General features: G+C 35.6%; 13 protein-coding genes. All 13 read left to right on the plus strand.

What is annotated here, in order from left to right; all coding sequences use genetic code 11:
- Window positions 1-169 precede the first annotated feature (169 nt).
- Window positions 170-511 carry a hypothetical protein gene (locus IPM92_04980; GenBank protein ID MBK9107735.1) on the plus strand — a complete coding sequence of 114 codons (342 nt, stop codon included), beginning with the start codon at window positions 170-172 and terminating at the stop codon, window positions 509-511.
- Window positions 512-596: 85 nt separating this feature from the next.
- Window positions 597-1,166, plus strand: a complete 570-nt coding sequence (locus tag IPM92_04985; GenBank protein MBK9107736.1) for a hypothetical protein — start codon at window positions 597-599, stop codon at window positions 1,164-1,166.
- A 119-nt stretch (window positions 1,167-1,285) separates the two neighbouring features.
- Entirely contained in the window at window positions 1,286-1,942 is a 657-nt protein-coding gene (locus tag IPM92_04990; GenBank protein ID MBK9107737.1) for a sigma-70 family RNA polymerase sigma factor, read from the plus strand.
- 32 nt (window positions 1,943-1,974) lie between these two features.
- Window positions 1,975-2,955, plus strand: a complete 981-nt coding sequence (locus IPM92_04995) for a hypothetical protein (protein ID MBK9107738.1) — start codon at window positions 1,975-1,977, stop codon at window positions 2,953-2,955.
- 5 nt (window positions 2,956-2,960) lie between these two features.
- Window positions 2,961-6,293 (plus strand): CHAT domain-containing protein, encoded by a 3,333-nt coding sequence (locus IPM92_05000; protein ID MBK9107739.1) that lies wholly within the window; start codon window positions 2,961-2,963, stop codon window positions 6,291-6,293.
- A 302-nt stretch (window positions 6,294-6,595) separates the two neighbouring features.
- Window positions 6,596-7,414 carry a sel1 repeat family protein gene (locus IPM92_05005; protein ID MBK9107740.1) on the plus strand — a complete coding sequence of 273 codons (819 nt, stop codon included), beginning with the start codon at window positions 6,596-6,598 and terminating at the stop codon, window positions 7,412-7,414.
- A 25-nt stretch (window positions 7,415-7,439) separates the two neighbouring features.
- A complete protein-coding gene (locus IPM92_05010; GenBank protein MBK9107741.1) occupies window positions 7,440-7,778 on the plus strand; it encodes a hypothetical protein in 339 nt (112 codons plus the stop codon).
- Between the two features lie 81 nt (window positions 7,779-7,859).
- Complete coding sequence (locus IPM92_05015; protein ID MBK9107742.1) at window positions 7,860-8,120, plus strand: hypothetical protein; 261 nt, start codon at window positions 7,860-7,862, stop codon at window positions 8,118-8,120.
- Between the two features lie 201 nt (window positions 8,121-8,321).
- Entirely contained in the window at window positions 8,322-8,816 is a 495-nt protein-coding gene (locus IPM92_05020; GenBank protein ID MBK9107743.1) for a hypothetical protein, read from the plus strand.
- A gap of 135 nt (window positions 8,817-8,951) precedes the next feature.
- Window positions 8,952-9,758, plus strand: coding sequence for a hypothetical protein (locus IPM92_05025; GenBank protein ID MBK9107744.1), 807 nt, complete (start codon window positions 8,952-8,954; stop codon window positions 9,756-9,758).
- Window positions 9,759-10,132: 374 nt separating this feature from the next.
- Entirely contained in the window at window positions 10,133-11,260 is a 1,128-nt protein-coding gene (locus tag IPM92_05030) for a tetratricopeptide repeat protein (protein ID MBK9107745.1), read from the plus strand.
- Window positions 11,261-11,268: 8 nt separating this feature from the next.
- Window positions 11,269-13,446 (plus strand): CHAT domain-containing protein, encoded by a 2,178-nt coding sequence (locus IPM92_05035; GenBank protein MBK9107746.1) that lies wholly within the window; start codon window positions 11,269-11,271, stop codon window positions 13,444-13,446.
- 89 nt (window positions 13,447-13,535) lie between these two features.
- The gene (locus IPM92_05040; GenBank protein MBK9107747.1) at window positions 13,536-14,717 is read left to right on the plus strand and encodes a PorP/SprF family type IX secretion system membrane protein; all 1,182 of its coding nucleotides are present in this window, start codon (window positions 13,536-13,538) and stop codon (window positions 14,715-14,717) included.
- Window positions 14,718-14,788: the final 71 nt, after the last annotated feature.

Here is a 14,788-nt window from a genome sequence, read left to right on the forward strand (position 1 = left end):
CATACAGAAGTTGATTGTTGCTGTGGCTTAAAATGTTATTCATTCTTCAATAAACAAGGAGTGTATAACAGATGTGCGGAAAGTTATACGAAATCGTGCAAGATCTAAATCAAACAACAAATCAACTTATCTCTAAAAAAATAAATTCTTCAAAATTTAAACTACAATTATGAAAGTCAGCTTTTTATTTTACTTCTTCCTGTTGACCTGCATGCAGGGCTTCAGTCAGGCACCTATGCCAACACCTGCATTGAAATCTATTGAAATCAGAAAATCTAAATTTTACCAGGAAGGCGTCCGATTAAAACCGGGAAAACCTCTCGGATTGGCTCTGCAAAAAGCAAATAATGCAGAAGTAAATCAATTATTCAAAAAAGGAAAGAATTTGCAAACCGCAGGAATAGTGGTGCAATGCGTAGGTTTAGCAGTAATGCTTGCGGGTCTGGCCTCAACTTCAAGTGAATCCTCCATTGGTGGAAAAACGATTGCAGGTGCAGCGATTTCACTCTAAGGAGTACTGATCGGGTTGCCGGGTGGCAAAAGCAAGAAAAAAGCAGTTACGAAATACAATGAAGTCATCAATCAATTGAAATGATATGAAAACCATTTTAAAATTTTGTTTGGCATTGACTGTTTTGCAATCCTGTGTCACGCCCAAATACATTGCACCAGAACATCTGGATCCACAATTTACTTCCATAACAAATGATACCATTTATATACTTTCTTTGGCTGATATAAGAAAAAATTCAAAGGACGTTTTTAAAAAGGAAAACTATCTGCGTAAGAATATGCTGAGGTATCTGAGCAAAAAAAATTACAATGCTGTATTTACGACAAGTGAAAAAATCTTAGCAGAGAAAATTTCATATGAACAACTTATCAATTATGACGAAAAAATAGAGTCCTATTTGGGAAATGCATCTCAGAGGTACGTATTTTTAACCGTGTTGATGGAACAGGAATCAACTTCATGTGGCATTGGTAAGCGCGCAGGATTGACTATTTCCGGTTTTGTGTTTGACAAACTAAATAGAAGATTATTGTGGAAAAATGTAGGCTCCGGTTCAGATACTTCTTTTGGTTTAATGGCCATCGCGAGTTCCGGACTTTCTATAGATGAGGCAGCATACGAATTAATGCAAGGTTTACCCAAAAGAAAATAAATTGATTTCATGAGGGAATTAAAATTCAGTAGAAGTTTGCTTTACTCGATGGTTAAAATTCTTTAAGCGGTAAACTCAGGTGAATTGGCTATTTTTGAGTTCATAAATATACCTCATCCATGGCTAAGGATCCGAAAAGTGATTCAGAGATTGTCAAATTGATAAAGCAAAAGGAAGGCAACAAAGCAATTAAACTGCTCTATCAGACCAGAAAAGATGACCTCAAGAGCATTGTTAATTATGTTATGAATAATAGTGGTTCAAAAGAAGAAGGTTTGATGATCCTCGATGATGCAGTTACCGAGTTTTGGGCTAATTGTGACTCTGGTCATTTTGATTATAATCCGGAATCCACGTTGGATCATTACATTTTTGGAGTAGCCAGAAATATGTGGTTGAGCGAATTGAAAAGAAAGAAAAGAGACCGGCCTGTAGATCCTATAAATTTTAGTGATAAAAATACAGGCGGGGACGATCCAGATCCTCTTTCAAAGCAAGACTTGAGGGAGATTCTGACATTTCGAAAATTTGAAAGGGATGAATATCTGGCTTTTGCTGATTGTTTTGAAAAGCTTTCGGAAAAGAAAAAGCAAATCTTATTGATGAGAGATTATGATGAAAAGTCCTATGAAGAAATTGCCATATTGTTGGCATATGCCAAACCGAATGTCAGTGAAGACGAACTTAAAAAGGCTGGAAATGTTGTAAAGCAGACCTTGAGCAGACTTAAAAATGAAGATTTGGATCCATGTCTTAAAGTTAAATTGAGAAAATAAGTTTTGTGAGCATCTTATAGAGAAAATAAACAATGGATAAAGAACAATTAATGGCATCCTTCGATGATTACATTGAAGGAAAACTAAATCCCGACACCCGGAAAGAGTTCAATCTCAAATTGGAGTCAGATGCTGAATTTAAATCTGCTTTTGAACGACATCTATTCATGAAGGAGGGAATTAAGAGAATGGGAATGAGGAGAGCAGCCACTGAAATCAGGAAAAGTATTTGGATAGATGGGAATCCGGATATGGAAGATGAAAAAACAAAAAATGCTGAGAGGCCTTCTCGTTTAAATGTGCAGTGGTTTAAAAAAAAATGGATTTTAATTTTATTGGGTATTTCCACGATCGCTATACTATTGTGGTTCTTCAAAGATTTGGAAAATAAACCAGATGAAACCGGGAAGGAATTAAAGCCTGAAATGGAAATCATTCCTGGATCGGATGAAACTCCTGGTGGAATCGATTCACTTCATAGTAAGGATAATCCTCCAATGAACACTAAGGGTTCCCGAAATATGATGGCTAACGAAGAGCATTCCGAAATGGAACTTGTTGCTTTAGCATATGTACAGAATGATACATACCGGGATGAAGATTTTGCAACAGATCGATTGAGAAGTGAAAATTCAAAAACTGACCTAAGCGATTACAGGAAATTGGGTCTCATGAATTTTGTAAAGGGAAATTATAAAGCTGCCATTGACTACTATACCAAGGTCGATAACATTGATGAATACATGAACGATTACTTGAAATTGGGGTATAGTTACCTTAAAGAAAGGAAGTTTGAAAAGGCAAATAGTTGTTATAATCTGATAGTTCAAAATGAAATGGCCGGAGAGTGGCATGGAAGGGCGAAATGGTATAAATTGCTTTCAAATTTGTCTGCCTCTAATCTTGTTCAAAGCCAAGCTGAAGCTTTAATAGATGAATTTATGAACGATGAAAGTATTGAAAGCGAATTGAAGCAGCGTGCAGCTGGACTAAAACTTAAAAAAATCAAATAGGACCCATGATGAATAGGATAAGCTTTTGCATCAATTTCATGTTTATGCTGGGCTTTTCTACGCTATGTGATTTAAATGCAGGAAACGACCTGATCGTTTACAGTAGTTTAGAATGGAGTACCCATGCAGATACCCTGCGTGGACAAAATGTTTTCGACGAAACTCTTAAACTTGAAACCACGGGTCAATATAGCAAAGCATTGCAACTTCTGGATTCGCTCAGAACAACCGTAGGAGTTACTTTGCAAAAAGAGGATAGCCTTTTTTTGGCTCAGATTTACCATCAGAAGGGTAATTGCAATTACAGATTAAGGAATTATGATTGGGCCATTCGCTTTCATGATTCAGCTAAATTCATTAGAAATAAGATTTTCGGATACCAACATTCAGAAACTGCTGGTTCATGGTATATGTTGGGAAATGTGTATTTAGACTTGCGCAATTTTGAAAAGGCAAGGCTCCATTATGATAGTGCCTTATGGATACTAAAAAACCTTCCTTTATTTGATTCTATAAAGGTGGGTAGTTGCTATTTTGCTTTGGCAAATGTGGCCAATTTGCTGGCTGAGCCTTCGCGTGCAAGAGATTACTTTCTTCAATCACTGATATTGTTGCCGGAGTATAATCCAAAATTTTGGAATATTAGGCAAACAGTGTTGTATGGATATTCTCAATATTTATTGGAGGAGGGTGAATTGCTGAAGGCTACGGAAACATTGAATTCGGCGCTTTCGTTGTATTATAGAGGAAAGAGCAAATCCTTATTGACACTTGGCCAAATATTTAATGGAATGGCCTTGTTGAATCAAAAAAAAGGGTTTTATGATTCTGCTATGGTTTATGCGAACAATGCCTTATCCATTTACAGTAAAATTTATGCAAATAACAAGACTGTATTAGCTCCATTCTATTTAAATATTGGAAATTTATATAAGCATAAAAGAGATTATAAACGTGCAAAAGCAGCATTGTTTACGGGTATAGAATTTTGCGCTCATCCACAGCAAACAAATGACAAATTAAATTTGGGGAAGATCATGGGAAGCCTAGGATCTTTGTTTTCAGATATGGAAGATTACCATAAAGCATTGGAATATCAAAAACAGGCTCTGAATCTATTTCTGGATGTTCCGGGTCTTGATTCATTGATAGCAGGATCAGCTTATATGAAATTGGGTGTTGCTTACAAAAATGTGAAAAATTATTCATCAGCATTTGACTCTTATTCGAAGGCTGATCAATATCTGAGTAATTATAGAAAGGGTTTAAATTTGGACAACATCCATAACAAGCAGAATATTTGTAATCTCATATCCGATCAAGGCCATTATCAATGGGCATTGGATACTTTAAACGCTTATTTGAATGAAGTTGTGGAAATCACCGGTGGTAAAATGCATTTTGAACTTGGTGATTACTATATGAGTTTGGGAGGTTTATATAAAAAATTAAAAAGGTATAATGAAGCCATAATTCATTTTAAAATAGCAGATACGATCTTTAAACATACGACCCCTCTCCGGCACCCTTTAAGAGCTCATTTATATGCTTCAATTTTTGAAACGTATAGTTTGATGGGTGCATTTGAAGAAGGTTTGCCTTATATTGAAAGTGTATTTGAGGCATTAGATGTTAAAAGTATTGAAAAGGTGGATTATTTCAAAGTCAGCAGACTCCATTTACTCATTCAGGCTTTTTATGCCAAAGGCAATTTTTATTTATACTGGTTTATCCGCGATAAACAAAATCAATATTTGGAGGAATCCATTAATGCTTACGAGGCTGCGCTAAAGGCCTTTGAATTTCAATCAAGGACGGTTCATTCTGATTATTCTAAATTTCTTTTGGCAGACAAATACTTCAGCGTTTTTGGTGGATTGTTAAGGGCCTTGGATTATTTGGATACGGAAGGTGGTAAAAGGCAAGCTTTGGTGGTCGCAGAAAAAGGGAGGGCCCAAATTCTTAGAGATATGATCCAAAAGGATGAAGCCAATGATAATTTTAAAATTCCAAAAATATTAGCCGATGTGGAAGAGCAACTCAGATTGGCTAGCCTGAGCATTGAAGTGGGCAGACATGAGTTGATGAAGAGTCAAGATAAAGAATCAAGGTTGTGGTTGGACAGTCTGGATAAAAAGTATTTGGAACTCAATACCCAACGCGAATTGTTTTATAAAAAGATTGAAAATGAATATCCTGAATACTATGCTTCAAAATACAAAACGGAAGAAATAGCAGTCGATCAAATGCAAAGCAGAATGGATCCTGACCAATCCATATTGGAGTATTTTGTGAGTGATAGTTTGATTTATATATTCGTAGTAAACAAAAATAGTTTCAACATGAAAGTTATTCCCAATAATTTTCATCTGGAAGATCAAGTTCGGGACATGTTAGAAGGAATTACCATAAAATCAATGGACACGACCCTGGCTGCTATAAATGGGGGATGGAGTAAGTTTTACAGTGCTTCCCAAATGCTTTATAAAAAACTGGTGGCTCCAGTTCAAGAGTTTCTCTGTAATACATTAGTCATTGTTCCGGATAAAGCACTTTGTTTTATACCCTTTGAAGCCCTGGTCGTCGAAGATGATTTGCAGGGAATAAAATTGAAGAATCCTGGATATTGGGTGCGAACAAAAACCATAGTTTATTCATTTTCTGCTGCGCTGTTTTATAAGAATAATAAGGAAAGCCATACAACAACGCTGGAATCAAATACTTGTCTAGCAATGGCGCCATTTGCTCAATCAGGCGAACTGTCAAATTACGCTATGCGTTCTGAATTTCATAAGCTGCCTTATTCGAAAAGAGAAAGCGTTGAGGTGCTTTCCATCATCGGAAAGGGAAATTCGGCGATGGACATGAATGCAACTACTGATTATTTTATAAATAATGCAATAAATCACAACATCATCTTATTGAGCACACACGGTAAAGCTGACCGGAATGCAGGAGATTATTCCTATATAGCATTTGCAGATCGAAAATTGTACGTAAGGGAGATCTTTGGTTTGAACTTAAAAGCTGACCTTGTCATTCTGAGTGCCTGTGAAACAGGAATGGGGCAGTGGAAAAATGGTGAAGGCCTGATTGGGATGAATTATGCATTTGCTTTTGCCGGGGCAAAAAATATTTGCTCGACACTATGGCAGGTCAATGATAAGGCAACAGCAGAGTTGACTTCTCATTTTGTAGATAATGCATTTGGATCCAATAAAAAGAGTCTTAGCCTGGCAGCAGCACTTCGCGATGCTAAATTAAAGCTACTCAATAGAACCGCAACAGCCCATCCGTATTATTGGGCGGCTATGGTAGAGTTAGGGAGGATGGATTAGCATCTTCACTATGAATTTTGACCTAAATTAGTTTTTCATAGAATTTGAAAAGCGTATTTGGTAGCCGTACAATTTGTACGAATGGCTCAATGTCCTGCTATATTAAATATGGGAGCCACAAAATGAGTCTGTTTATTAAAGGAATGATTCCGATTAGGGAATAAGGAGAGTGCTCTCTTTGAGCCCAAATGTATTTATTTGCCAAGGAGGTTTACCTATAAGCCTTTAACCGTATTTCAAAATAATTAACCTATTCTGTTGACGAATTGTATTCCCAGTTTATATACTATTAAATGGATATTATGAATACTATTAACCTTCCTTTTAAATCGTTTTGGAGTACCATTTTGGCATGGACTTTTGGCAGTGCAGAAGGTGGAGTTATAAACAGGCAGGCAATTTCTCAAACATGCAAAAATACCAATGGTATAGACTTGATAGAAGAAGCAATACGGGCTTATTATAATAGCGATTACCAAAAGTCATTTTCAATCTTAATGAAAAACCCTGAGTTAGTTCAAGCAAATGCAGATGCACTTTTTATTCTAGCCAATATGTACATGTTTGGTAATGGTATTTCAAAAAATGTTAAAGCTGCTATCGAATTGTATTTCAAAGCAACCGAACTAGGATGCAAGGATGCCATGTATAATATTGGAGTATCATATCTTAAAGGAATTGGACATAAAAAGAATTATGAAATGGGTATTTCCTGGATTCAAAAAGCTGCTGAGAAAGGTGAAGAAAAAAGCATGCTTTTTATAGCGAACCAATGCCAGGATGAGGGACGCCTGAGTGAAGCCAAGGGGTGGCTTGAAAGGTTGGCAAGTTATGGAAATCCGCAAGGTATGTATCAGTTGGCTGTCATGTATTTGAATGGGATATCTGGTCAAGTTAATTATGCGTATTCACTTGCACTGTTGAATAAAGTAATTGATCGGGAAATCACGGATACTTCATTAAAACCAATTCAAAAGTCTCTAAACTTATTAGGAATTATGCATGCCCAGGGCCTGGGTGTCAGAATAGATGTTCATAAAGCTGTTGTTTACCTGAAGTTGTCTTACCAGTTAGGAGATAAAACAGCCTCTTCTCTATTAAAAAAATGGGCTGTCTTATAATGTTTTAAAAACCAAATTTGAAATTATGAAAAATTTATACGTTTTAGTTGTCACCTTCCTTTTCTTATGTTCTTGTAGCAAAGATGAAGGGCAATCATGTGAATTGGTTGTCAATGCTCATGGACCGGCGTTTATCCAGGTAACCAATCATTATAGTGAAACGGTATTGGTATATTTTGGAGATTTCAATTTGCCTTTTGGAGCTGAATTGCGATCCGGGACATGTGAGTTATATGGTGTTCCCGTGAATGAGAAGTATTTGGAAATATCTACGCTTGATGGAAAAAAGTCGAGAGACGTCAGGGTTAAAACGATTCGGGGTGAGACCGTTGTCGTTGAGGTTGCGGGAGATTTTTTTAGGTAAGCTTATATCCAAAAATCAATTTTAAAGTTAAAATCCGGAGCTGGTTTTTTTAAGAAAGAGGTTTATAGGATTAAGTTTTACATGAACGGAAATATGGTACGAGAGGTCAAGGTTGATTGCAAAATAATTGGTTGGTATTGGGGAAATATTTTATTTGGAGGTTTGCTTGGAATATTAATTATTGATCCGATAACAGGTGCTATGTATAAGCTTAAAACCAATAGTGTGAATGAGGATTTATCAAAAATAACTCTTACGGATGATAAAGAATCTGACCTAAAAGTTTATGGCATTCATGAAATTCCAAATAACTTGAAAGAACAGCTTGTGAGAATTAACTAATAAGTATTGTAAATAGGTTGATATGAAATCGGTTCAATCCATACTTATACAAATAAATGTTAGTGTATTGCATCGTTTCACCTTGTTGAATAAGGGAGGTTTTGGATCCGGTTGCAACATATGTCTGAAAGTCTGGATTCAAACGAATCTTTACAGCTGTAGCTCATTATTAGTTTTATTGTTCAATTATATTTCTATACGATGATGTACGATGAGTCACAAATATTTGTAAACCAAATGACCTTGCATTTGAATAGAATCCTAACAAATTCTCCGGGTACACGTGATTTTATTTATGAGTTTATAACCGATAGAATGGAGGAGTTGGCTCAATATGCACATGGGAAAATAAATCTCAGTTTAGAGGATGGACTTGAGCATAGTATAATCCTAGCAATGCCACCTGTATGCTTTGATATGTGTATACTTCCCTTCGCGATGGATAAGGCTGCGTCGTATTTTGCACATAAGTATGGCGGCTTTGGCGCTTTGCTCAGCAAGATTAAAAATCAGCATCCTGCTTTTCAGGTTCAAGATTGCCGACACCTCGTGTCCATTGTTTATGGCCGTTATGAAACGAAGTGTTGGATAAATATGTCCATTATCATTTCAAAACAACATCATTGCGGGGTGTCAGTTATTGCAGAAGACTTGTTGACTGACCCGGAGTTGGTCTTTATTCGAAAGAGTATCTGATAGTTTCATTGGTCCGGTTGAACATTTAAGACAAGAAACATTATTGACCCCGGGAATGCTAAAATGCATTTATGGACAAAAATATTTGAATTATTATTTCTTTATTATTTATATATTTGTATGAAATCAATAACCATGAAAATTAGTAAACTCTCCAAGCTGGCAATTGCTAGCTTCATTACTTTCGGCGGCCTTCAGGCACAAACCACGGAAGTTCCCAAACCACCCGATATCGTTTCAAAAATTATAGAACCACTTAAACCTAACATTGGTGATCTTGGCTTTGGAATCAAGGCTGACGGACTCAAAGGACTTATTTGGGAAAATAATTTTGACAGTCTTATTTTACAGGTAAGAAAGGTTCATTCAGAGAATATTTACCTTCGCACTGATCTCACCATTGCATTTCGCAATGATAAGAATAGTTCTACGGAGGATGCTTCAACAGGGAATTACGACCATCGTGAAGAATCCATAACTCAATTTTCAATCGGAATATCGCCGGGTTTTGAATACCACTATGCAGGCACAAAACGCTTGTCACCTTATATAGGGGCTGCTGTACCTATTGCGTTTGTGGGTAAAACGAAATTGAAAGAGACGTTTGATCAATACTATTCAAATGGGACCTATAATTTATCAACTACGGAGCAATTCCTTCCGGGTGGAATTGGATTTGGCTTAGATGGATTTGTCGGGTTAAACTATTTTGTTGGCAAGAGAATATCTATTGGTTTGGAGTATAAGTTGGGCTTTGCCTTTATTAAAATAAGTGGTGAGGAAGATTACAAACGGGTCAACAGGGTTAAATCTTCTCCCAATGGATCGGAGACCGTCAATGTTACAGAGCGAACTGGAGATGAAGAATCAGCCAGTGTATCCTTTTTTGGGAACAAAGGAGTAGCAGGTTTGAATTTTGTTTTTTACTTGGGGAAGAATTGATTGCGACTCTCAGAAAATTTCCTTTTGCTATAACTTTAAGGTAAAGAGTTTTCGGTGAGTAATGCTGTAGTATTTACGTGATGAATGTGGTATAAACAAATTTGTGTATTTTGGCTGGAGTTGCTTAATGTTATCCTAAAATCAGGAAAAGGCATTTTTAATATTTTTCATTGAAAGTGATATTGCTTATGACAATGTGAAACTAAGAATATAATGTTACCTGTTTATTTGTAAAAGTATCTAAATATTTAGTGGGGAGATATTTGTAATTTGGCAATTGTGACCCCTGAAAGACCGATTTTTTATTGGACAAGATTTTAATAGCTAAAACTAATTTGGTGGTAGTAAAATAGTGTATGAGTTTAAGTTAATATATGAATAAAGTACTATTTGCATTTTTATCGATATTATTTTGCTTGAATTTAAATGCATCAGCTTATTGCAAGCATTTATTAACTGCGAATAGAGATGCTTTAAAAGATACTTCATTAGCTAAAAACTTTTTAATTGAAGCTAGTAAGTTGGGCAATTCCGGACAGCACCAATTGGCATTATTTAAATTAGATACTGCGGAATTATTTTTAGGAGAGGTTCTATCTTATTTTGATAGTTTGCTATATGCAAAAATATGCCAAGTTAAAGGGGATACTTATACAAGGATTCAAAATCTGGGTGAAGCCATGATGCTTCAGGAAAAAGCCTTAAAAATCAGAACTCATATTTCAAGGCCCATTAAGAGAGATATTGCTGAATCCTGGTATTCAATTTCAAATATTTATTTACAAAGCAGAAAAATCGATGAGGCAAAAAATAGTTTTAATAAAGCGATTAATTATTATTATGAATCTGATGAATTGGATTCGGTAAAAATTGCAAATTGTTGGTTGGGATTAGGCAGGGTTTTGCGGCAACAGGATAGTTTTTATACTGCAAAAGTGCACTTTAAGAAAGGAAGTGAATTTTTGAATGCGAAAAATTCAAACGCACATTGGAGTAGGGTTTCATTGAATTTTTCTTATGCGGAATGTTGCATATTTTCAGGCGACATGTTACTTGCTGATACTTTGTTAATGGAAGCGCAATTAATTCTTTCGAAATTTGAAGAAAGACAGTGGATACTTGAGGCACAAATATTCAGTTGTAAGGCATTGCTTGAATCCCAAAGATGTAATTATGATTTAGCAATTAAGTATTCTTTAGAAGGATTAAATATTTATAAGACATTAATACCACCTAATAGCCCTTTGATGGTGCCATTCTATGTTTCTTTAGGGGCATTATATTTTATAAAAGATGATAGCCCGAAAGCCAAAGAATATTTGGAGAAAGGCATTGAATTGAGTGGAAATTCAACGCAGCCTAACGATTTAATTGCTAAGGCACAATGTACAATAAACTTGGCCGGATTATTCGCGGAAAGACAGGAGCACGAAAAGGCAATTGCTGCGATACAACAAGCATTAACATATTTAAGCACCTTAAATATGTTAAACACCAATTAGCCGGCAAAATGTATATTAATCTGGCTATTGAATATAAGAACAGTAAGCAATATGGAAATGCGCTGACTTTTTACAATAAGGCGGACAGTATATTTAAAAATTTGAATATTAATGATTTTATGAGCTTGATCTCATTGCGCACTAATAAAGGATTGCTGTATGTCGAAATGGGAAGCTACAATGATGCAATTATTTCAATTCAGTCGGGTATTGATTTATTCGCCAATGGAGAAACATTAAGTAATTACGAGGAGTTAGGAAAGGCGTATTATCAGCTTGGTAGAGTTTATTTCAAAACCCGAAACTATCAGATGGCATTGTCTAATTATGAACTTGGTTACACTTGTTCAATTAAAGTTTTTGATAGAGGTCATTCAATACCGGCAATTATTTATGCTGCCATAATTGAAGTAAAAGGGGCTCTGGGTGAGTTTAATACAGCAGAACCCATGATTGATACAGTGTTAGCACACTTTAATTATTCCGGAACAAGTAATGTAGACTTATATAAAATAGAAAATTTACCAAAATTAGTTGATGTTCTGATTGTAAAAGGTAGTTTTTACCGCGATTGGTATAATCATTCTGGGAGTATGTTGCATCTTCAATTAAGTAATTCTACGTTTATCGAAGCCATGGAGATATTGGAGTGGCATAAAAGAGTTATAAAGTCGCTTAAATCCAAAGTTGTGTTTGCAGATAAATATTACCATATTTATGAAAACGTCATTCGAACTTATGATTTAATGAAAGAGCGGGAAGGCTATTACAAAGCCTTTGAAGTGGCAGAAAGAAGCAGATTGCAAACATTGCGCGAAACATTTTTGCATATAGAAGCTTTGAAATTTGCAAATGTTCCGGAAGAATTAATAAACGAGGAAGAAAAACTGCGATTGGAGATACTTTCTTTGGAGATAGGGAAACATGATTTATTAAGTAAATCAAATGAAACAAACAAGCAATGGATAAATAACAAAATCATCGAACGATACAGTGCATTGGAAAGGCAGGAAAAGTTTTACCAACTGCTTGAAAAAGAATATCCTGAATACTATAAAGCTAAGTATGAAAAGTCAAAATTAGAAGTGAGGGATATTCAAAAAGTTTTATTGGAGAAGCAGACATTAATTCAATATTTTGTCGGAGATAGTTCCATTTACATTTTTGTAATCAATAAAATGGATTTTGAAGTATTTGCGATTCCTAACGATTTTCGTATGGTCGAGCATATTCAGACATTGTTAGATGGAATCATTTTGAAGGGAAAGGATACAACATCCCATGTTATTTACGCTGGATTTGAAAGTTTTATTAAAGCATCAGAATTTTTGTATTCTAAACTTATCTTGCCAATTGAACACAAATTGCACGAGGCTTTAATTATTGTTCCTGATCGCGAATTAGGGTATATTCCATTTGATGCCTTAATTAAGAGAAAGTCTCATAATGGAAACATTACATTCGATTTGGAATATTTAATAGCTGGTAAATCCATTTGCTACGCATTGTCATCAAACCTTTATTACCATAGTAAAATTAAGGATAAGGAGAAATCAAAGTTTAAACTAAGTTGTCTTGCAATGGCACCTTTTGTAAGCGATTTTAATTTGTTAAATAACAGTGCTATTTCAGATTTTTCATCTTTGGCATATTCCGGTAAAGAGGCCAATGCATTTATGAATGCAATTGGGAGTGGGCTTTTAGCGTTCGATACTTTGGCATCTACAAATTTATTTTTTGATAATGTTCAAAAGCACGATATCGTTCTTTTGAGTACGCACGGGAAGGCTGATCTCAGTTATGGCGACTACTCATATCTTGCTTTTTCAGACAGAGTATTATATGTACGCGAGTTATTTGGAATCAATTTAAAGAATGATTTGTTTGTCCTGAGTGCATGCGAGACAGCTTTAGGCGGACTTCATAAAGGTGAAGGTATGATAGGTTTAAATTACGCTTTTGCATTATCGGGGGTACACAATGTCTGCTCCACATTATGGAAAGTAAATGACAAGGCTATGTTTGATCTGAGTAGTAAGTTTATTCAAAATTCATATAATTCTGGGCAATCAATTGGAAATAAGGCGAAAGCTTTACAAGAGGCAAAACTTGCGCTATTAGGCAATAAGTCCACTTCTCATCCATTTTACTGGGCTTCGATGGTTGGATATGGCAATATGGATTGATATGAAATTACACATTGTAAAATTATTCCTCTTTGGATGTTGACAATTGTTCACTTAAAACTATTATAAAGTAATTGAAAGGTTTATAAATGAATATGGTAAAGTTTAAATTACTTCAAATTGTTCTGATCCTATGCTTGACTCAGGGATATGTTCTAAATGCTCAAGATCCTTTTTATACCCACTTTTTGGGCAATGAGAGCAGGTTCAACCCTGCATTTACCGGGTTTAAGGGTTCCACTAATGTTAATTTAAAATATAAATCACAATGGAACCAATATGGTAAAGCTGGTTTTCATACAGGGTCCTTCTATTTTGAGGAAAGTATGCCATGTAGTTATTTTGATTATGGTTTAAATCTGGATTGGGACCAGGAAGGCGAAGGGTTTTTGACTACCTATACAGCTGGATTAAGAGGTTCAGGCGCTATCCCTTTCGAGATTGGACAGTCTCATCACAATATCAAAGTGGGTGTTGGATTGCAATGGTCTCTGAAGACCATTGAATACAGCAAATTGGTTTTTTCTGATGAATTGGATGCGAAATACGGTTTTAAGGACGAATTTGGTAATGATTTAAAATCCGGATTCTTACCACCAAACGGTGGACGATCACTTTGGTTTTTTACGCCTACAATTGGCTTCGTACACCAAGTCTTATTTAATAAGGACAGTAAGAGAGGATTTAATATGACATATGGCTTTGCTATGCACAATTTTTATTCTTTAGGAAACTCTAGTGTTACCGGGGGCTCTGAATCCATTCTTGGGCAGGAAACGAAAATCCCAAGCCGATATAATTTTCTCTTAAGTTCTGAATTTATAATGGTCAATCTCAAAAGGTCTTTTGTTAGTTTAAAACCAATGGTATTATACCAAAAGCAACAAAACTTAAAATATTGGGAGGCGGGTGCACGGCTTTCTCTGAATCGTCAGGCAGCAATCGGTTTCAGTTATCACTTCAATGGCCAGGCAAAATCCGGTTGGAATACGGATTGGTTTACCGTGAGCCTTGAGTTGGCTAAATTTATTAATAAAGATAGTCAGATCGCGATTGGACTGGCCTATTCAGATAACATTTCCGGTATTCGCAATTATCTAGGTGCAACGTATGAGTTGACCTTTGCAATTCATTTTGCATCAAGCCCTTCGTGTAAACTGGCTGGCAAGGGAGATGAAGTGCCATATAGCAGTGATGTAAAATGTGAAATCAATTCTATTTCTCCATCTAAAAGAAAATTGTATGAGAATATTTGGTACCAAGCAAAGTAAAGCAAGATTAATTAATTTATTTTTATTGTCATTATCAATGCTTATATGCAATTTTACTTATGCACAAAATA

The sequence above is a fragment of the Saprospiraceae bacterium genome, from assembly GCA_016719615.1.
In the GTDB taxonomy this organism is placed as follows: Bacteria; Bacteroidota; Bacteroidia; order Chitinophagales; family Saprospiraceae; genus Vicinibacter.